A 17,764-nucleotide genomic window follows, 5' to 3' on the forward strand; every position below is an offset into this window, starting at 1 on the left:
GGGGGGGAAACAGGACTCCGTATGCTGCGGCCCGGCAACGCACGCGGTGTGCTTTATGGTGGCTGCCTGAGCCTGCTGGTCGCCTCACTCGGCACGCCCTATGCCGCGCAAACTGAAGGCAAGCTGCTTTTCCTCGAGGACCTGGCAGAGAAGCCTTACCAGATCGACCGCATGCTGCGGCAACTGCGGCTCGGGGGCAAGTTTGACGGCGTGACCGGAATTATTTTTGGCGAGATGCTCGACTGCACATCACCCGGCGCGCCACCGGATCTGGCGGAGCGCGTCATCCAAAGCGTGCTTGACTGGTTTCCTGGGCCGGTCGGATATGGACTTCGCTCGGGACATGTGTCGCGCGGGAATGTTACGTTGGCCTTCGGAGTCGAGGCGGAACTCACGCTTAGCGAAGAGGCGGTTCTGCTTGAAGTGGGTGCCCGACCGTCGCTCCTCACACGTTCATGACAACGCAAACGAAGCATATTCATCTGATCGGGATCTGCGGCACGGCGATGGCATCGCTCGCCGGGCTGCTGCAGCTCCAGGGGCACCGCGTCACTGGTTCCGACGCCGCTGCCTATCCACCGATGTCCGACCTGCTGGCGCAACTCGGCATCGTCGTGAAAGAGCCATATGGCGAGCGAAACCTCGAGCCGCGGCCGGACCTCGTCATCGTCGGCAATGCGATCTCGCGGGGCAATGTGGAACTCGAATACGTGCTTGACCAGCGGATTCCGTTTCGCTCCATGGCACAGACGATCCAGGAGGAGTTCCTTGCTGGACGTGAGTCGCTGGTGGTCGCTGGAACGCATGGAAAGACAACGACGACGAGCATGCTGGCCTGGATCTATGAGACGGCCGCACGGCAACAGCAAGTGCCTGGTCCGTCTTTCCTGATTGGTGGTGTCGCGGAGAATTTCGGTTCCAGCTTTCAATTGCAGCCGAGCCGCAGCTTCCTGCTTGAAGGCGATGAATACGATACGGCTTTCTTCGACAAAGGGCCGAAGTTCATGCACTACTTCCCGGATTCGATCATTCTGACGCACGTCGAATTCGATCATGCCGATATCTATCGCGATCTGGATGCAGTGAAAACAGCGTTCAAACGGCTCGTGAACCTGGTGCCCCGGCGCGGTCGCGTCGTGGCTTACGACGCCAGCGCGAACGTGACCGAATGCGTGTCGCGCGCATTCTGCACGGTCGAGCGCTATGGACTGCAGGAAGAGTCGTACTGGCAGGTTCGCCATCTTGAGCACCGCGACGGGCGAACGCACTGGGCGCTCTTGCGCGCCGGCGAGCCGTTTCTCGAACTCGCGCTGCCGATGGCCGGAGAGCACAACGCACTCAACGCGACGGCAGCCGCCGCGCTGGCCGCCGGGCAGGGGATTGCTCCGGCCGCAATCAAGGAGGCGCTGAGCACCTTCCGCAGCGTCAAGCGGCGGCTCGAGGTGCGTGCTATCGAGCGCGGTGTCACCGTCATCGATGATTTCGCGCATCACCCGACAGCAATCCGCGAAACACTGCGCGCGCTGCGGTCTTCGTACCCGGGGTCGCGCTTGTGGGCGGTGCTCGAACCGCGCTCGAATACCCTGCGGCGTAATGTATTCGAGCGCGAACTAGTCGAGGCTCTCGCACTGGCGGATGAAGTCATCCTTGCCGGAGTCTTCAAGCAGGAGAGTATTCCGGAGGCGGACCGCCTGCATCCGGAAGGTGTGGTGAAGGCATTGGTGGCCCAGGGGCACAGCGCTGCTCTTGTTCCCAGCGTGGCTGAGATCGTCACACGCGTTGCTACAAATGCGCGGTCTGGTGATGTGGTCGCCATCCTTTCGAACGGCGGCTTTGACGGCATCTACGAGAAGCTGCCGCAACAACTTGCGGCAACTTCTCAGGCCTGAGGACCTGCACTCTCGCCTATGCGCGGACTTCTGCTTGTCTTGATTTGGACTTTGTTGGGTCTTCCCGCAGCGATCGTTGTGCTGCCCTGGACACTGCTCGCGCGGGACACGCGGGTTCTGCTTCGTGTGGGCTTCTGGATCACGCGGGCTGGGCTGCCGCTGGTCGGCATTCGCGTGGTGCTTCGCGGAGTGAACAACGTGCCGCACGGGGCTGCGATCCTGATGGCAAATCACACGTCGAACCTCGATCCACCGGCCTTTCTGCCGAACGTTCCGGGACGAGTCGTCATTTACCTGAAAGCTTCGCTGATGAAGATTCCGATTCTGGGCGCCGCGATGCGACTGGCAGGCTTCATACCGGTGCAGAGGGATGGCTCCGTCGAGAGCGCAAAGGCCAGCGGCGCGGCTGCCCTGAATGCGCTTGCGCAAGGCGCACGCGTGGTTGTCTTCCCAGAGGGAACGCGCTCGCGCGATGGTCGGCTGTTGCCCTTCAAGAAGGGCCCGTTCTTCCTGGCCATGGACTCAGGCGCGCCGGTGGTCCCGGTCACGATCACGGGAACTCATCAGATGTTGCCGAAAGGCAGCGTGCGGTTGCGGAAGGGCGCCGTGACGGTGACGTTTCATCCAGCACTCTTGCCTGGAGAGTTTGCCGACCGTGAAGCGCTGATGGCGGCGGTCCGGGCGTGGATCGAGTCTGGGCTCAACCTCGAACAGCTTTAGCTCGGGGCTACTTCAGGATGGCGTTGTATCCATCGGCGAGCAGGTGCTGCTTCATCGACTCTGCATCGGTTTTGTTGGTGAATGGCCCCACCTGCACGTGGAAGAACTTGTCTCCCGTCCCAGGCCGCACAGAGGGACTGAAGCCGCGCTTGCGCAGTGCGCCAGCCAGTGTCTGCGCATCCTCTTCGCGGCTGACCGCGGCGATCTGCACCATTACCGGATGGCCCGGCGTAGGGTCCGGCTGGGGCCCGGCATTCACATCGGGGATGGTCGCAAATCCGGCATGTGGCTTGGCGGGCAGCGTTGGACGATGGGCGTAGGGCACGGCTGTCAGAGCGGGGTTGCTGACCGCGGGCTCGACGACGCGCGTGGTCTTCGGTTCAGCTGGCGTCTTCGGTGGTTCTGGAGCAGTCTTCGCGCTGGCGGTGTGCTGTTCAGGGACAGCGGCCTTCGCGGCTGGCGCACTGGATGGCTCGGACGCGGCAGGTGCCGGGGCCGGGTGCGCAGTGGGGCTTGCTGGTTCGGGTGTGGCTGCCGGAATGGATGGTTTTGCTGAGCTGTCGTCGCTCTGTTCGTGCGTGACGACGGTGTCCGTGTCAGCAGCGGGAGTGTCCGATTTCGTAACGGAAGCAGGACTGCCCGAGTTCGTGAGCGCGGTGAGCGCTGCTGGCACGTGCGCATTGCGCCGTCCCATTGAATAGCCGAAGCCAAAGAAGATGCCGCAGATCAGGACGACGCCGAAGAAGATGCTGAGCAGCGAGCCGATGCCTAGCGTCAGGTCAGTACCTGATCGCGGCTCGTCCGGATCGACCTCGTCCATCAGGGAATTCATGCTGGCTCTTCGTGACTCGGTGGCGGTGGCGGGGGTGTCGGTGGAACAGTCGGTCCCACAGGTCCCTGCACCGTTTTATTGAACAATGAGATTAACTCGATGGGTAGCGGAAAGACGATGGTCGTGTTCTTTTCGGTACCAATGTCGGTAAGGGTCTGCAGATACCGCAACTGTAGCGTGATAGGTTGCGTGGCCAGCAGGGCCGCGGCGTCGACCAGCCGCTGCGACGCTGCGAACTCGCCCTCGGCATTGATGATTTTGGACCGCTTCTCGCGCTCTGCCTCGGCCTGCTTGGCCATGGCGCGCAGCATGCTTTCGGGCAGATCTACCTGTTTGACCTCAACACTGGGCACCTTCACGCCCCAGGGCGCGGTGTGCTTGTCGAGGATTTCCTGGATGCGCGAATTCAGCGAATCGCGGTGACTCAGAAGTTGATCGAGGTCGACTTCGCCGAGCACCGAGCGCAGTGTGGTCTGTGCGAATTGTGAGGTCTGGTAGACATAGTTTGAGACCTCGATCACTGCGCGCGCCGGATCGATCACACGCATGGTGATGACGGCGTTCACCTTCAGCGTGACGTTGTCGCGGGTGATGATGTCCTGCGGCGGCACCTCGAGCACTTCCTGACGCAGCGAGACGCGCACCATCTGGTCGAACGGCCGGAAGACGACGATAACGCCCGGTCCCTTCGGTGGCGCCAGCGCGCGACCGAGCCGGAAGATGACTGCGCGCTCGTACTCGCGCAGGATTTTGATCGAGCCGAGCAGATAGAGGACAACAATCGCGATCACAACCAGGGCAAACATGCTCATCAGGGTTCAGGCCTCGCGCGAGAAGTGTACGCCCGCCGCTGCGGGTAGAGTGAGTTAGGGCCGGGGAAGTGGCTCGACGTGCAACGTGAGTCCGTGAATGCCGGTGACGCGGACCTGCGCATCGCGGGCGGCGGGCGTGGTGCTCTGGGCCTCCCAGATCTCGCCATGCACCATCACCTGACCGTTGGGCTCGAGCGGCTTGAGCACGACCGCAGTCTGGCCGAGCAGAGCATCGATGCCAACCATGGACTTGCTGCGACGTGCCCGCAATGCAAGCCGCAGCAGGAAAACCGTGATCAGGCCGAAGCCGACACCGGCAGCGAGCGCCGTGGCGGGATGCACGCGCAGCTCGGGCACCGGCCCGTCTACCAGCGTCATCATCCCGAGGACCAGGCAGACGATACCCGCGGCGGCGAGAATGCCGTGGCCCGCGAACTTCAGGTCCAGCACCATGAGCGCTATCGCGGCGATGAGCAGAAGGACGGCAGTGTCGCGCACCGGCAGCAGGTTGAGCGCGAACAGCGAGAGCACTACGAGCAGCGTGCCGAGGGCGCCGGGAACGATGGTGCCCGGCACGTTGAACTCGAGGTAGATCAGCAGGCCGCCGAGCACCAGCATCAGGATGGCGAGATCAGGATTGATCAGCACGTCTAGCACTCGATCACGCAGTGTTGGGCGAATGGAATCGAGAAGCGCGTTCCGCGTACGGAGCGCCGTCTTTGTCCCGTTCAGACGCGTCACGGTGCGGCCGTCGATCTCACGCAACAGGGCATCGCGATCCGGTGCGATCACGTCGATCAGACCGAGCTGACGGCACTCCTGCGCGCTGTAGGACTTCGAGTTGCGCACCGCATCTTCCGCGGCCTGCGGGTTGCGGCCGCGCTGCGCAGTATAGGAGCGCAGAAACGCGGCAGCGTCGTTCTCGAGCTTCTGCTTCATCGTTTCGTCGATCTTTGCGCCTTCGACAACCGGGTGAGCTGCGCCTGCGTTCGTGCCGGGAGCCATGGCAGCGATGTCTGCTGCCTCGAGTAGAAAAAAACCAGCCGAGCCGGCGCGTGCGCCCGTGGGAGCCACGTAAACGATCACCGGCACGGGCGAACTGCCGATGTGGCCCGCCATGTTGCGCATCGAGGTGAGCAGGCCGCCGGGCGTATCCATTTCGATCAGCACCGCGTCAGCCTTGATATCGGCGGCGTGGTTCAACGCGCGCGTGACATAGTCATCGCTGATCGGTTGAATGGTATCGACCAGTCGCACGACCACGACCACTGGACGCGCGGCATGGGCCCGCACGCTGGTGGCTAAGAGCAGGACCAGCAGGAGCAAGCCGAGCGCGCGGAGCGCCTTCATGGGTGAACCGGCGGGGGTGGTGGTGCCGGTGGGTTCAATGCCTGCTGTAGACCGTGAGCATCGCTGTTTGCAGGCTCAAGCTGCAGTGCACGGCTGACATCGTCACGCGCAGCGGGAAGCTGGCGTGCCGTGCGGTCAAGCCGAGCAAGCGTCAGCCAGGCGGCGGCGTTCGGCTGCAGCTTCAGCGAACTTTGGGCCTCTGCGCGCGCCTGGGCATCATCGCCGTTGCGACGCCGTACCTCGGCCAGACCGGCGTGAGCGTCCGCGTTGTTCTGGCTGGCGGCCAGGGCGAGCTGGAACTCACGCTCGGCTTCGAGCATGAGACCGCGCCCCAGATAAGTTCGCCCCTCTTTCGCCAGAATCGCAGCCTGCTCCGCGGGTGGCAGTGTCGCCAGGTGCTGTGCTTCCATCTCTTCCAGCTCGGAGGCGGCCTGGCGGAAGGAAGCGTCGTTGTAACCGCGCTTGATACGCTCCAACGGCAGGCTGCGCGCGCCGCCTTCTGTGCCGGGATCAGGCGTCGCACTGCCCGGGTAGGAAGCCGGAACCGCTGCGGCAGGCTGGCGCAGCATGGTCTGCAGCTTCGCTGCTTCTGTATCCTGCGGACGGAGTTTCAGCGCCTCGGCCACTGCATCAAGCGCATGCTTCGTATCACCGCGCCGCGCCAGTGCCAGCGCCAGGTTGAATTGGTAGTCGGGATCGTGTGGGTCGGCGGCGATCGCTTCCTGAAAGAGCGCGCCACCATCGTGGCCGCGTCTTGCCGCCGCAACGCCCTGGTTATTCACGACCTCCGGCAGTGGCAGTTGGCCAGCGACGAAGGTGAAGGCGTCTTCCGCCTGATCGTAGTGACCGGTGTAGAAGAAGGAGAGTCCGCGGTAGAACTCTGCCTGCAGCGCCGCCCGATCCGTCTTCTTCAAATGGCCAAGCGACAGCGCCGCTGCGTCATACTGCTGCTCGGAAAAGTAGGTCATCCCGAGCGCGAGCCAGGCCGGGGAGTAGCCGGGGTTTTCTGCAACCGCGATCTTCAGGTGACGCAGCCGCTCCGCCGGATTGCCCTCGATGATGCCACGAATGTAATTCTCAAAACCATTCAGGTGCAGGCTCGATCCGGCAGCGAGAAAGCTGCTCTCCGGCAACGGAAATTTCAGGTCGAGCGCACGGGCCACCTGCCAGGACAGCGAGTCGAGCACATCCAGCATGTGATCGAGTGCGCCATCGCGCACCAGCGGTGCGCTCAGCTTCAGTGCGTTCACATCCAGCATCTGTGCTGAGACGTGAAGTGTCGTGCCCTGGAGGCTGTACGAGCCAACGATCACATCGTCTGCATCGAGCGTCTGTGCCAGCCGGACCGCGGTGGCACGCGAGGGCTGGAAGCTCTGCGGTAGGCCGAGATGCTCCAGCGCATACTGCCGGTCGTCGCGGCCGATCACGTCGAAGCCGGACGCGCCCAGTCTTTGATTCATCGTCTCCGACACTGCCTCGCTCACCCAGTCGAGACTCGCCTGCCCGGTGCGGTTGTCGAACGGCAGCACCATTACGAGGCGGTGGTGCAATTTTGGCGGCAGGGTCGCGGAGTCGGACGCGGCCTGCGCGTGCGCGGCCGTGGTCGTGAACAGGAGCCCGGCGCAGGGGAGTAGCCCGGCCAGCAGCACGCAGCGCAGTGAGAGGGAAGGGGGCACGTTGCGGTGATTATAGTGCTCGGGCGCGAGGCATTCGCATGGCCCAAAAGGCGTTGCCCAGTGACTGCAGTGCCGTTGTCGGGATTCAGGACTAGTGCAGCGACGCCTGCTGCGGACGATCGAAGTGAACCACCGCCGCCCAAAGCCCTTCGCGCTCTTCCCGCCAGACCACGGTTCCGCCGAGCAGCCGGGCGATCGCCTCCGGCGACAGGTCCTGGTGGAAGCCGAAGTACTGGCGATCCAGTGCCTCGCTGCGATGGCCGAGCAGAAATGGCAGGTGCGGCGGATCGTACTTGGTCGAGAAGATCAGCCCGACGCTGAAGTTGTCGCGCACCGCAGCGGCGCGAGCGATCTCCGGTGCGGAGAAATCATTGATCGTGACCACCGGGATGGCCGTCTTCATGTAACCGAGCTCCGGCCGGGTCAGCTCATCCGAAACCGGCCATGCTGTGAGCACCGTCTGGTGCGGATAGCGCACTACTACTTGGTGAATGGCATGGCGATCGAGCTGGATCGCATCGGCATAGGTCAGGTTGTCTTCCGGAGCGAAGCGGTAGGGCGGGTTGAAGAACAGCCCGAGCACAAACGCGAAGCCAGAGAGCGCCACCAGGCCTCCCCATGCGGGCACGCGACGCCAGAAGGTGGCAACACACAGCAGCAGCACCAGCGGATACAGCGGGAGCAGGTAGCGTGTGAGCAGCGCACCGCCCAGCACGGAGAACACGAGCCAGTTCGTCACCACCGCGTAAGCGAGCGGCAGCCATGCACCCCGCGCCAGAGCAGGCCGTATCGCTCCTCCCGCAAGCGCACGAGGCACAAGCAGGAGCGAAGCAAACGCGCACAGCACCGGCACGAACAGATTCATATGCGCTGTCAGGTGCAGGGCACGGTGCAGCAGCGCGGCAGCCACGCGCATTGGCGCCAGCGTTGAGGTGGCGTTGTAGCGCAGGTACTCCGGGTTGCCGAAGATGTGACCCGTGCGCCGCCAGTGGTACAGATACCAGCCACACAGTGGCAAAAGGGAGGTGAGCAGCACAGCCGCCCGCTCGAGTGATGGAGGCCTCCGCCAACGTGACAGCTCGTACAGCGCGAGCGCAACGGGTGTGACGATGGCCGTCTCTTTCGAGAGCGCAGCAAGTGCGAAGCACACTGCTGCAAACGGCATGCTCGAAGAGGTCTGGCCTTCGTCAGGTTCATTCAAAGGTCGCGCCGCGTAAAACGCGAGACCCCATACCGTGAACGCGGCAGCCATCAGGTCCGCATGCGCCAGCGTGCTCTGCGCAAACCAGACCGGGTACAGCGCGGTGAGCAGCGTGGTGGCAACCGCGATCGAGAGCTGGCCGGTGACGCGCAGGGCGAGCCGATACACGCCGAGTAGTGCGAAGGACGCGATCAGCAGCTCAGCGAAGCGCGTCGTTGCGGGAGCAAACCCCGAAAGCTTCCACCACAGCGCCAGATACAACGCGGGCAGCGGCGGGTGCGCATTGGTCAGCGTGCTGTAGGGGATGAGCGTGCCGGTGCGGAAGAGGTCGTAGGCAGCCGGGATGTAGTAGCCCGCCTCGTCCCAGTAGTAGGGCAGGCGCAGAAGCGAAGCATGCGACAAGTACAGCGCGACAAAGATCAGCGGAAAAACCAGCCGAAGCGGGAAGGGACGGTGGTGCGGCGCGGCGGACGTCTGCTGTTCGGTTTGTCTGCGCACGGAAGGGAGGATCAGGTCGCCTCCACGGTGACGTTTCGGAGAACAGGGGAGCAGCAGAGGGCGATCTCGAGAGAAGCGCCCTCGCCGTCTTCCCAGGTTAGTTCAGCGGACGCGGACCAGAATTCGAGACAGGCTCGAGCGAGATGGCGCCGAAGGCCTGCTCATACTGGGCCAGATTCTGACCCAGCACGTTGAACAGCGCCTTGGCCTGCTGCGGGCTGAGGTAAATGCCCTGAAAGCCCTTGATCGTCACCTGGTCCGGCGAGTCCTGGTGCGCGGTGCCGAAGGAAAGAAAGAAGTCCCACACACTGGCGCGAACCTGCACGCTGTTCGCATAGCCCTCGCGGTACTCCGGTGCTTCCGTCACTTGAATGCGGGGCTGATTGTTCGAAGGATTGTTGTCTGCCATGCCTGTACTCGTCTGCCTGCCTGTCTGGGATTGCCCTGATTGGAGAGTTGCTGCGAACGCGGGTGCGAAACCCCGCATCAGCCTGCTCGAACCTGCGACCAAGCGATCACAGGATGAACTCAGCGCCGCTCTCACCGCTGGATGTCTGCAACGGCTGGGCTACGCAGACGAGTATAGGGGAGACGGGCGAGTGCAGGCCAACCCTGGTGTTGCTGGGACGCATGGTGGGTCACCTGTTCACTCCCCTGGAGATCATGTCGAAAGCAAGTGCCGGCGATCCGCAACAAAATCCGGGAGCTACGCGCGTCGCAAGAAATGACTCAGCAGGACCTGGCGGATCGCGTGGGTGTGACGCGCCAGACCGTCATAGCGATTGAGCAGGATAAGTATCGCCTTCGCTCGAAACCGCATTCAAAGTTGCGCTGGTGCTGGGTGTGCCCATCGAGCAGTGCTTTTAAATACGACCCGCGCGGCAAGCGCTAACCGCAGGATGCTCGACTTTGCGGTGCCGCTCTTTCTGTGACGCTGGTGCGAAAGGGGGGACTCGAACCCCCACGAGTTACCCCGCCAGATCCTAAGTCTGGTGCGTCTGCCAATTCCGCCACTTTCGCAATGCTGCTGCTTCCTGCCAGTAGTTATATCAGGCCGCTACAGGCGCGTCGTAGTCCTCAGACGTCCCCAGCTACGCAGCGAAGGAGTCGTCTGCGGATGGGTCCGGGATCGTCGAGGGTGGGTCGCTGGTGGGGAACGAATCGGCGAGCGTCTTGTCGAGCATCTTCTCGCGCAGGCTCTCCTGGTCTTCGACCGGGCGCTGCTCTGGGTCGCGCGGCGTCTGTTCCGCGGCTTCAGGTGTATGCGTCGTTTCGTTTTGCATTGGGCGTCTCACTCAGTCAGATGGCGTCGCATCGTCCGGCGTCACCTGCAAGTCATGTCACTGAGACGGTTCTTCGACCTTGAGAATGCGATCGCCCTTTACATTCGTCAGCTTCTGCACAATGCCGCTGGGCCAATGGACCTCGACAAATGATGCAGCGGTATCCTTGCCCAATCCGAAGTGCGCGCGCTTGTCGTTCGACGAAAGATAGCTGCCCGCGCTTGAAACGGTGACGCTCTGGGTGCCCATACTTGTCGTGACGCGCACCTCTGCGCCAATGCCGTCGCGGTTGCTGCGGTGCCCGGTCAGCGCGACTGCGAGCCAGTGATTCGTCGTCGGCGTTTCATTGTGCAGGATGTACGCGGGTCCATCGTTGGTGGTCACCACCGCATCAATGCGGCCATCATTGTCCAGATCGCCGACCGCCATGCCCCGGCCGGCCCACGCCTGCTGAAACACCGCGCCGGACTGCCCGGAGACATCGACAAAACGCTTGCCGGTGTTGCGAGCCAGCAGCATCGGCTCTCTATAGCGCAGCTGCGGAAACGTGAGCTGGATCGTGTCCAGGTCGTGGCCCTGCGTGACCAGCAGGTCTTTCAGGCCATCATTGTCGTAGTCCACGAAGTGGATGCCCCAGCCGGAATGCAGCAGGGTCATGCCGCCGATGCCGGTCATGTAGCTGTCGTACGTGAAACTGCCATCGCCATTGTTGCGATACAGCGCGTACTTCTGGTTGGCTAAATTGGTGATCACGAGATCCGGCAGTCCGTCGTTGTTGTAGTCCTGGAAGTCGACGCCCATGCCCGCGTAAGTGCGACCATCGCCATCGACCGCAATCTCTGCCTCGAGACCTGTCTCTTCAAACGTGCCGTTGCCTTTGTTGTGGTAAAGAAACTCCACCATCGAATCGTTTGCAACGACCAGGTCGATTTTGCCGTCGCGATCGAAGTCGGCGAGCGCGATGCCCAGGCCCTTGCCGGGCTTGTTCAGGCCGGCTTTGGCTGCCATCTCGGTGAAGTGGCCATTGCCATCGTTGTGATAGACGAGCGCGCTGATCGGCTGGAAGACATCGGGATGGCAGTACGCTCGGTAGCCCTCGCGATGCTCACCGCAGTAGACGTCGTCGAAGTCCCACTGCACGTAGCGCAGCACAACAAGGTCGAGCCGCCCATCGTTGTCCAGATCCACCCATGCCGCCGAGGTGGACCATCCACTGCCGCCCGTGGCGGAACTCGTGGTCACATCGGTGAAGGTGCCGTTGCCGTTGTTGTGGTAGAGATGATTGCCGCCGTAGCTGGTGACGTACAGGTCTTCGTAACCGTCATTGTCATAATCACCGGCGGCGACGCCCAGGCCGTAGCCTACACCGGTCAGGCCAGCCTTCTCCGTCACGTCCTCGAACGTGCCGTCCTGCTTCTGGTGATACAGACGATTCCAGTACTCCGGCCCGGTCTTTTGCGGGATCGTCCCTTTAGGGGTCGGATCCGTGATGGGAGCGCCGTTGACAAGCAACAGATCGAGCCGGCCATCGTTGTCGTAGTCGAACAGCGCGACGCCGGAGCCCATCGTCTCCAGCAGATACTTCTTCGCCGTGTGCGAGGCGCGGTCCGTAAAGTGGACGCCAGCTTTCGACGTGATGTCGACGAAACGTCCGGGAACGATCTGGGCCTCTGGCGCGGCGTGCGCTGGCGCAGCAGGTGCCTGCGCGAGTGAGGAGTGCGCAACACAGAGCAGAACAAAGCAAAAAGAAAGAGGAAACGCGCGCATAGCCGTCGGCTCCGGTGAGAACGCTCACACGGCAGCAGGCTCCACCATACGTCAGCCCGGGCGCGGACGGCTATCCATCGTTCGGTGGTGACCAGGCGCCGACCATGCGCTTAGCAGATGGCCAGCCCGCCCTCCGATAGCATGGACCCATGATCCACGTTTCGACCGAGGCCCTGCTGTTCGACATGGACGGCGTACTCATCAATTCGATTCCGGCTGTGGAACGGGTGTGGTCACGATGGGCCACGGAGCGCGGCTTCGATGTGCACGAGGTATTGCGGCGTGCTCATGGACGGCCCAGCATCGAGACACTGCGCCATCTGATGCCGGACGCGGACCACGCGGCAGAGAATCGCGTCATCGAGCAGGCCGAGATTGATGATGTCGACGGCATCGTTCCGCTCCCCGGTGTACGTGAACTGCTGGATGCGCTGCCGCCGCATCGCTGGGCCATCGTGACCTCGTGCACGCGCCCGCTGGCGGAGGTGCGTTTGCGTGCTGCGGGCCTGCCCCGGCCGGACCTCTTCATCACGTCGAACGACATCACGCGCGGCAAGCCGGATCCCGAACCGTACGCAAAGGGCGCGGCCGGGTTGGGCTTTCGGCCGGAGCAATGCTGCGTGCTCGAAGACGCGCTGGCTGGCATCACCTCTGGTCGGCGCGCTGGTGCGCGCGTGATCGCCTTCACCACGACCGCTGCTATCGAGGATCTTGTTGCAGCCGAGCCGGATTGGATTGTGAAGGATGCGTCGTCGATCCGTCTCGACCGAAGTCAGCCAGTGCTCGACCTCATGCTCGACGAAGTCACCACGCCGCAGCGAATACCTGCGCATTCAAACTAGGTCGCGGTGAGATAGGTCGAGTAGGGGCGATCGCCAAGGCTGGTGAACGGGACGAAGTCGATGGCACCCTCTCCTGTTGTGACGCGCCAGTGGTCCGCAGCCACTCGCCGCGCCTGGAGAAGCTGTTCTTGCGTCACCGAAGGCCGCCTCTCCCCCAAGGGGAAGAGCACCAGCGGCCCGCGCAGGAGCGCCACCACCTCTGGATGATGAGCGTTAATAGGCTCGAGCCGCATTGCCATGGGCAGCTTCAATTCGATGTGATCACCCGAATGCCAGCGCCTTTCGAGCACGGCGAAGCCGCGCTCCCTGCGGGCTACCGCTGGTTCCCCATTGATCCTGAATGCGGGTTCAGCGGCCCACTGCGGCACGCGCAAGCGAATTGCGAAGTTGACCGCCCGGCTCAGCGTCAGCCGGATCCGAACGTCTCCTTCGAGCGGATACGCGTGCTCCTGGCTGAGCGACGCGCGGACACCCTCCTGCTGCCATGTCACTGAAGAAGGCACGTATTGCACAACGTAGAGTCCACGCTCGTCGCGCAGATAGGTGCTGATCCGGTAGTCCGCCGCGATCTGCGGCAGCGTGCCACTGCAGCAGGGAAAGCGATCGTGGTGGTAGCTGCGCTCGCCGCGATTGCTGTAGTCCGCGTAGTAGAAGGCGTGACCATCGCGCTCGAGCGGACGCGCCCCGAGCACCGTGTTCCACTGCACGCGCTCCATCGAATCGCCAAAGCGCCCATCATGCGTCACCTGCAGCAGGTAGCGGGTCAGCTTGGTGTGCGCGTATGAGCCGCAGGGTGTCTCGAAGCTGTGATGAGTGTCGCTCAGGCTGGTGAAAAGGTCGTCGCTCGCGGGCCTGCGAAGTTGCTCGTCCGGACCCCAGCCGCCGGTGACATAGCTTTGCTGGTCGATCAGGTCGAAGCCGTGCAGCGCAGCGCGCAGATGCATCGCGCTGCCGTCTGCCATGGCAGCCTGCATGGCAGAGCAGAGCGCGTTCACATGGCTGTAGGCATGCTGTCCGGCGAGCGCATCCTCACCAAGCGCGAGTGGCCGGAACAGCCAGTCGTCGGCAAGATATCGTCGCGCCAACTCACGATAGCGCAATCCCGCGCCACGTTGCGCTGCCAGATAGAGGTTTTCGGGCAGCGTGTAGGGCTCGTCCCACGTGTAGGACTCGTCGTTGAGCGTGCTGCCCTGGTGATCGTGTCGCCAATGCACGCCGCGCTGCACCGCATAAGCAGGCAGGTGCGGCAGAGCGATGTCCGCAGTCTGCGCAAGAGTCTTCCACGCGTCAGGATCCTGCGCGAACTGGTGCGCATCGATCAGCCCGCACACCAGCTTGTCGAAGGTGTACGCAGGGAAGCGCGTCCTGTCGTAGAAAGCGCCGGCATCGGGCGACTGCAGCGTCTCGCGATAGAGAGAGGTGAGCCGTCGCACACGCGCGCGCACGGCCGGGTCGCCGCTGGCTGCGTAATCGCGCGCCAACGCAGATAGCCACTGCCCGAAGGCATGCCCGGGAGCGAACCCGGAATTGCCCAGTTGCGGGTCGTAATCCGGGTTCCAGCTGTACCAGCCGCCCAGGGACTCACCCGGCGAGGGCAGTCCCGTTATAGCGCGAAATGGTTTCAGCAGGCTGTCGTCGTCGAGCGACATGAGCACGGCCCGCGTGTTGCGCACCTGCGCCTCGTGAGGCGGGCTGGTGAGAACGACATCGCGATACGGAAGCACCTCGAGGAAGCGCTCCGACGAGAGCGTCTCTTCCTCCTCCGCGTGAAGCGCGCGCGTGCCCGCCAGCTGCATCACCAGCGCCGCGGCTGCGCCTTTGAGCACGCTGCGCCGGCTGGGCTGCGGAAGAACCGTCATCGCTCTCTAGTATGCTCCTGCGAGACCGCAACACGGAGTGTGGGCCAGGGAGCGCTCTGTCGAGAGCATCTCTTGTGAAGAGGATCGTATGCGGAACAGGAGCCTTCGTTGACACAACCCGACGCCAGCGCGATGAACCCGGCCGAGGCTGCCCAGACACGACTTGGATCCGAACTGCGCAGAGTGAGCTGGGAGGACGCGGAGTGGCGCGCCAGTCTGCTCTGCCTGCCGGCAGTCGCGATCGGACTGGTCGGGGCTCTGGCTGCTGGACACCGGTTCGCGGCGGTGGTAATCGCCGGCAGTGCGCAATCCGTGGGGTTTGGTTCGTTTCAGCGCCGGCTCTGGTTCCGCGGCGGACCGATGGTGCTGGCCACCCTGGGGATGGCTCTATCTGCAGCAATGGGGGAGATAGCCGCGAATGCCCATTGGATCCTGATTGCTGCTGTCACGTTCTGGGCCTTCTGCTACGGCATGTCGAATGCGATCAGCTCGCCAGCGTCGTGGGTTGGGCAGCAGTGCTGCATCTTTCTTGTCATCTCGAGCTACGTCCCAGGCACAGTGCACCAGGCCGCCATCCGCGCCACCGGCGTGCTGACCGGGGGCACGCTTCAGTTCTTAATGATCCTCGTGCTCTGGCATTTCTTCCGTCCGGCGCGGACCACCGAGTCCGATCCCGTCATCCACGCTCCAGGGTGGCAGCGGCGCGCTATCCTCAGCAATCTCACCTGGAAGTCATCCACCTTCCGCTACGCACTGCTGCTCGCGCTCACCGGCTTTATCGCGGAGACGGTTGCATTGCGTGTGCCCTTCGGCAACAGCTATTGGATCCCGATGACGGCGCTGATCATCATGAAGCCGGATCTCCTGCTCACGAATGCGAGAGCGATCGCTCGTCTCGGCGGCACGCTGGTCGGCGCAGCGTTGGCCACACTGCTGGCCGTCGTGCTGCAGCCGACTGGCATCTGGCTCAGTCTGCTCGTGATTGTGTCGGTCTATTTCAGCTATGCGCTCTTGAATGTGAACTACGCGCTGTATTCCATTCCGCTGACCAGCTACATCGCCTTCATTGTCGCGGTGGGACGTACGCCGGAGGCGCGCACTGCGGAAAATCGCGTCATCGCAACTGCCATCGCGGGCGCGATCGCGATGCTGATCCATACGCTCTACGTGCGGCTCGAGCTGAGGCGCCTGGCGCACGCGCCGCTCCCACAGCTTCAGTAGCGTCGGATGTTGCGCGGGTAGAAGGTGAGCTGCGCAGAGATGCTGGTGTCGCTCTGCGCCGAGTTGTTGCCGTTGGTCAGGAAGGGCGCCTTCCAGCGTTCATACTGCACCCAGGCATTCAGCTCGACATCCTTGCCCAGTCGCTTCACTGCATTCACGGCGAAATCGTTCTGCGTCGTGCCCATCGGAACGAAATCATGCGGCGTCTTCACGTTGCGATACTGCAGCTCCAGCCACTCGTTGCCGCTGAGGTGGTACGTGAGCCACGCCTGCCCGCCCTTTGCCTCGCGGCCTATCCAGTCGCCGAAGACGTAGCCTTTATTCGTGTACGCCTGTTTCTGCACGGCCTCCCAATACATGAAGCTGCCGCCGACACTGCGATGCGTCGGCGGATCCGTCGAGACCGCCTCCGCACGGAGTGACCAGCGCGGCGCACCAGGAAACTGCGAAAGATATAAGCCGGGACGAAGCGCCGAGCGGCGCGGCGCGCTCAGGGGAGTGACGTCGTCGTGCGACTCCGAGTCGCTGTAAAGGGTCAGATACTTGCGCGCGAACGGGAGGCGGTACGAGAAGTTGAAGGAGCTGAAGCGCGCGCCGGGATCGTTGCGCCCGATCTTCTCTGGAAAGGTCGTGTCGCTGATGTCGAAGAAGCCCTTCAGGAAGGTGTGCCACGTGACCGGCTCGTGACCCTTCCCACCGAAGACAATGGTGCGCTCGAAGCCGAACTCGAAGTTCTCGGTTGGCCGGAATGAGAAGCCCTCCGAATGCGTGTAGTCGGTATTCGGTGCGGTGTGGCCTTGCAGGCTGCCGTACAGGAAGTCGTAGCGGATGGGACCGAGCACGCGCGAAACCAGAGGAATGTACAGCGGCTCAACCCGGTTGACGCGGAGTGAGTAGATGTTCTCGGCATTGTTGCTGTAGCCCATGCCGCCGCCGCGTCCCGGGCCCCACCAGTCGTCGCTCTTGCCGATGGAGATCTCATGGCTGGCGAAATTTGCCGCAAGGTAGGCCTCTTGCACGCGGATAGTGTTCACGCCCTCGACCGTCTGTCCGTAGGGCAGCGTCGGATTATAGGAGATGAAGGGAGCCGTATCGGTAACGCTTGCGAAGTACCCTGCCACCGGCGTGGAGTAGCCGTTGAAGGCAGGCGCATGCTGAAATTCAGCCCGAATGTAGCCGGAGTAGCGACCAAGCGTGGTGCGCGCGCTCGCACCCGTGATGTTGTTGAAGCCCTCAGCGTAAGGACGGCCGTAGTCGTTCACTATGGTGAGTCCGGCGTGGTAGCTGTCACGCAACGGCTGGCCGGTAATGCCGAGCACCCGGGTGTACACCGACTCGATCTCGGAGTGGCCGCGATGCGCGTCGACCGGAATCTCCAGGTCGGGCGCGAGTTCGTGGCTGAGTGCCTCGTAGATGTCGACTGCCTCCTGGTTCCCGCTGTTGTAGATCTCCCCCGAGGACTGGTCGAGCATGTGGGCGACACTGGTGCGCGTGTAGGGCCGCATCCCGAGAAATACCGTATTCAGATAGCCGAGCGAATAGAGCCGAAGGATCTGCGGGTACATCCAGCTGTCAAGCGGGATGTACGTCGAGCCCAGGCTTCCGGAATAGCGCATCGGCCGCGCTGGTGGCAGCGTGCGCGTGAACTGCACGGGGGCCTGCTCGTCTGTCTTCGCGGGGGCCGCGGGCTGCGCGCTCGCAGCCGGAGCACTCTCCTGCGGGGCTGGGGTCGCGATGGGAGCCTCTATCGATTGCCCGGCGAGCAGGGGAGCACTCGACGCCAGCAGGAGAAGAACGAAACAACCTTTACGCAT

General features: G+C 63.1%; 14 protein-coding genes, 1 tRNA gene and 2 pseudogenes. 6 read left to right on the forward strand and 11 right to left on the reverse strand.

Going from position 1 to position 17,764, the window contains the following annotated elements:
- From AC5IJH_RS06490 to AC5IJH_RS06500, 3 genes and pseudogenes are all read left to right on the forward strand, one after another.
- Positions 1–459: pseudogene (locus AC5IJH_RS06490) on the forward strand (LD-carboxypeptidase); the annotation flags it as partial.
- Positions 456–1,889 (forward strand): UDP-N-acetylmuramate:L-alanyl-gamma-D-glutamyl-meso-diaminopimelate ligase, encoded by a 1,434-nt coding sequence (gene mpl, locus AC5IJH_RS06495; protein WP_491901996.1) that lies wholly within the window; start codon positions 456–458, stop codon positions 1,887–1,889. The pseudogene AC5IJH_RS06490 and the gene mpl, both read left to right, overlap by 4 nt.
- Before the next feature lie 18 nt (positions 1,890–1,907).
- The gene (locus tag AC5IJH_RS06500; RefSeq protein ID WP_491901997.1) at positions 1,908–2,609 is read left to right on the forward strand and encodes a lysophospholipid acyltransferase family protein; all 702 of its coding nucleotides are present in this window, start codon (positions 1,908–1,910) and stop codon (positions 2,607–2,609) included.
- Between the two features lie 7 nt (positions 2,610–2,616).
- Here AC5IJH_RS06500 and AC5IJH_RS06505 read toward each other — a convergent pair whose 3' ends face one another.
- From AC5IJH_RS06505 to AC5IJH_RS06530, 6 genes are all read right to left on the reverse strand, one after another.
- Positions 2,617–3,441, reverse strand: coding sequence for an SPOR domain-containing protein (locus AC5IJH_RS06505; RefSeq protein WP_491901998.1), 825 nt, complete (start codon positions 3,439–3,441; stop codon positions 2,617–2,619).
- Positions 3,438–4,253, reverse strand: coding sequence for a slipin family protein (locus AC5IJH_RS06510; RefSeq protein WP_491901999.1), 816 nt, complete (start codon positions 4,251–4,253; stop codon positions 3,438–3,440). Before AC5IJH_RS06510 ends, AC5IJH_RS06505 begins: the two co-directional genes overlap by 4 nt.
- 54 nt (positions 4,254–4,307) lie before the next feature.
- Positions 4,308–5,603 (reverse strand): NfeD family protein, encoded by a 1,296-nt coding sequence (locus AC5IJH_RS06515; RefSeq protein WP_491902000.1) that lies wholly within the window; start codon positions 5,601–5,603, stop codon positions 4,308–4,310.
- On the reverse strand, positions 5,600–7,279 hold the full coding sequence (locus AC5IJH_RS06520) for a tetratricopeptide repeat protein (RefSeq protein ID WP_491902001.1): 1,680 nt from the start codon (positions 7,277–7,279) through the stop codon (positions 5,600–5,602). The genes AC5IJH_RS06515 and AC5IJH_RS06520 overlap by 4 nt, the downstream gene beginning before the upstream one ends.
- 91 nt (positions 7,280–7,370) lie before the next feature.
- Positions 7,371–8,978, reverse strand: a complete 1,608-nt coding sequence (locus AC5IJH_RS06525) for an ArnT family glycosyltransferase (RefSeq protein ID WP_491902002.1) — start codon at positions 8,976–8,978, stop codon at positions 7,371–7,373.
- 97 nt (positions 8,979–9,075) lie between these two features.
- Complete coding sequence (locus AC5IJH_RS06530) at positions 9,076–9,387, reverse strand: DUF3467 domain-containing protein (protein WP_491902003.1); 312 nt, start codon at positions 9,385–9,387, stop codon at positions 9,076–9,078.
- Positions 9,388–9,702: 315 nt separating this feature from the next.
- Between AC5IJH_RS06530 and AC5IJH_RS06535 the strand changes: the two are divergent.
- Positions 9,703–9,845, forward strand: a pseudogene (locus tag AC5IJH_RS06535) (helix-turn-helix transcriptional regulator).
- A gap of 68 nt (positions 9,846–9,913) precedes the next feature.
- Here AC5IJH_RS06535 and AC5IJH_RS06540 read toward each other — a convergent pair.
- The 3 genes from AC5IJH_RS06540 to AC5IJH_RS06550 all read right to left on the reverse strand — a co-directional run bounded on the left by AC5IJH_RS06540 (position 9,914) and on the right by AC5IJH_RS06550 (position 12,028).
- Positions 9,914–9,998: transfer RNA gene (locus AC5IJH_RS06540), tRNA-Leu, on the reverse strand.
- A 71-nt stretch (positions 9,999–10,069) separates the two neighbouring features.
- The gene (locus AC5IJH_RS06545; RefSeq protein WP_491902004.1) at positions 10,070–10,261 is read right to left on the reverse strand and encodes a hypothetical protein; all 192 of its coding nucleotides are present in this window, start codon (positions 10,259–10,261) and stop codon (positions 10,070–10,072) included.
- Positions 10,262–10,318: 57 nt separating this feature from the next.
- Positions 10,319–12,028 carry a CRTAC1 family protein gene (locus AC5IJH_RS06550; protein WP_491902005.1) on the reverse strand — a complete coding sequence of 570 codons (1,710 nt, stop codon included), beginning with the start codon at positions 12,026–12,028 and terminating at the stop codon, positions 10,319–10,321.
- A 149-nt stretch (positions 12,029–12,177) separates the two neighbouring features.
- Here AC5IJH_RS06550 and AC5IJH_RS06555 point away from each other — a divergent pair, with 149 nt between their 5' ends.
- On the forward strand, positions 12,178–12,870 hold the full coding sequence (locus AC5IJH_RS06555) for an HAD family hydrolase (protein WP_491902006.1): 693 nt from the start codon (positions 12,178–12,180) through the stop codon (positions 12,868–12,870).
- Here AC5IJH_RS06555 and AC5IJH_RS06560 read toward each other — a convergent pair.
- Complete coding sequence (locus AC5IJH_RS06560; protein ID WP_491902007.1) at positions 12,867–14,729, reverse strand: beta-L-arabinofuranosidase domain-containing protein; 1,863 nt, start codon at positions 14,727–14,729, stop codon at positions 12,867–12,869. The genes AC5IJH_RS06555 and AC5IJH_RS06560 overlap by 4 nt on opposite strands.
- A gap of 108 nt (positions 14,730–14,837) precedes the next feature.
- Here AC5IJH_RS06560 and AC5IJH_RS06565 point away from each other — a divergent pair, with 108 nt between their 5' ends.
- On the forward strand, positions 14,838–15,950 hold the full coding sequence (locus AC5IJH_RS06565) for an FUSC family protein (RefSeq protein WP_491902008.1): 1,113 nt from the start codon (positions 14,838–14,840) through the stop codon (positions 15,948–15,950).
- On the opposite strand, the gene AC5IJH_RS06570 is transcribed toward AC5IJH_RS06565, so the two are convergent.
- Positions 15,944–17,764 carry a capsule assembly Wzi family protein gene (locus tag AC5IJH_RS06570; protein ID WP_491902009.1) on the reverse strand — a complete coding sequence of 607 codons (1,821 nt, stop codon included), beginning with the start codon at positions 17,762–17,764 and terminating at the stop codon, positions 15,944–15,946. The genes AC5IJH_RS06565 and AC5IJH_RS06570 overlap by 7 nt on opposite strands.

Origin of the sequence: Candidatus Dedyshia acidiphila, assembly GCF_051025295.1 — a bacterium.
Classification (GTDB): Bacteria; Acidobacteriota; Terriglobia; order Terriglobales; family Acidobacteriaceae; genus KBS-83.